General features: G+C 62.5%; 1 protein-coding gene and 1 pseudogene. Both read left to right on the top strand.

Annotation, left to right across the window (positions count from 1 at the left end; translation table 11 throughout):
* A pseudogene (locus tag ACR0E6_RS21130) lies at positions 1–268 on the top strand (penicillin-binding protein 2); the annotation flags it as partial.
* A gap of 22 nt (positions 269–290) precedes the next feature.
* On the top strand, positions 291–1,484 hold a 1,194-nt coding region (locus ACR0E6_RS21125; protein ID WP_480586994.1), incomplete at its 3' end, for a UDP-N-acetylmuramoyl-L-alanyl-D-glutamate--2,6-diaminopimelate ligase.

The following is a 1,484-nucleotide window of genomic DNA, read 5'->3' as shown; positions in this document are numbered from 1 at the left end:
CGATAAGCCCAAACCGCGTGGCGGGTACTATGATGACAAGGTGATCGCCACCTTCGCGACCATCTTCCCGGCCTACGACCCGAAATATGTACTGATCGTCACTTTGGATGAACCCTCTATCCTGGCTTATGGCGAAAAGCGCCGCACGGCGGGCTGGACGGCAGTGCCCGTGGCGGCTGAGTTGATCGGTCGGGTCGCGCCCTTGTTGGGCCTGCGACCCCGGCTTGAGCCTGAGGCGAGCGCTGCTATAACCCTGACCTCGAATTAGGGTGCCAGAGAACAGGTGGGTCATGGGCGCAAGAACAAAGAAACTCAGCCAACTGGCCCTGACAGCACGCGGAGGCGCGAATCCCGACATCACCGGATTGGCCGTCGATAGTCGCGAGGTCAAAGACGGTTGCCTGTTCGCTGCGCTTCCCGGTACGCGCGTCCACGGGGGTGAGTTCATTCAGTATGCCCTGCGCATGGGGGCCGCCGCCATTCTGACCGATGCCGAAGGCGCGCAGATCGCTGAGGTGGAACTGGCCGCATCCAACGCTGCCTTGGTGGTGGTTGAAGACCCGCGACAGGCATTGGCCGGGTCCGCTGCACTTTGGTTCGGTGCGCAACCGCAGACGATTGTTGCGGTCACCGGAACCAATGGCAAAACCTCGGTCGCCACATTCGTCCGCCAGATCTGGTCCGAACTTGGTCACGCCGCCGTCAACCTTGGAACCACCGGGGTCGAAGGCACATGGACCGCGCCGCTGGCCCATACCACGCCTGAACCGATCACTCTGCATCGCTGCCTGTCCGAGGCCGCCGAGAATGGCGTAACCCACGCGGCGATGGAGGCGTCCTCGCACGGGCTGGAACAGCGCCGCCTTGACGGAGTGCATCTGGCCGCTGCGGGTTTCTCAAACTTCACGCAGGATCATCTGGACTATCATGAGACGTTCGAAGCGTATTTCGCGGCTAAGATGGGCTTATTCGAACGGGTTCTGCCTGAGGACGGCACCGCAGTCATCAATCTGAGCGATCCGAAGGGCGCTCAGGTGCGCAAGATCGCTGAGGCGCGGGGGCAGTCTGTGCTGACCGTTGGGTTGGGTGAGGCCGACCTGTGCTTGATGAACCAACGCTTTGACTCGACCGGGCAGGATTTGCGGTTCTCGTGGCAGGGCAAGACCTTCCAGACGCGCTTGAACCTGATCGGAGGGTTCCAGGCCGAAAACATCCTACTGGCCTGTGGGCTGGTCATCGCAGCAGGCGACGACCCCGAACGGGTGTTCGAGACCCTGCCGCATCTGACAACGGTCCGAGGCCGCATGCAACTGGCCGCAACGCGTGACAATGGCGCGGCGGTGTTTGTGGACTATGCCCATACGCCAGATGCGGTCGCTACGGCTTTGAAAGCGCTGCGCCCGCATGTGATGGGGCGTCTGATCGCGATCGTTGGTGCGGGCGGAGATCGCGACGCCACCAAGCGCCCGCTGATGGGAAAGGCC

The sequence above is a fragment of the Ruegeria sp. AP12 genome (assembly GCF_056540025.1).
Note: the sequence above shows the minus strand (reverse complement) of the source record. Positions and strands in the feature narration are given on the sequence as shown.